Here is a 259-nt window from a genome sequence, read left to right on the forward strand (position 1 = left end):
GTTAAATGAATGACGCGACGATATATTCAAAATCGATACCGAAGCCGCCGAGTAAGTTGAAACATATGTTAACGGCTATTCTAGTCATTTTACTGTTGTGGGGAAGTAGTGTACAGGTCGACGCATCATTTTCAAAACTAGTAGTTGGTTTTCCTAATATGATTAATTTGTTAAAAGAGATGGTGCCGCCTGATTGGAGTTATTTTCAAGTTATTACAACAGCGATGTTAGATACAATACGTATGGCGATTATTGGGAC

Annotated in this window: 1 protein-coding gene; it reads left to right on the forward strand. The window is 37.5% G+C overall.

What is annotated here, in order from left to right; genetic code table 11:
- Window positions 1–5: 5 nt before the first annotated feature.
- The coding region (locus tag SB658_RS25235) for a PhnE/PtxC family ABC transporter permease (RefSeq protein ID WP_410603166.1) at window positions 6–259 on the forward strand (254 nt) is incomplete at its 3' end.

This window comes from Bacillus sp. SIMBA_008, from assembly GCF_046535495.1.
In the GTDB taxonomy this organism is placed as follows: Bacteria; Bacillota; Bacilli; order Bacillales; family Bacillaceae; genus Bacillus; species Bacillus subtilis.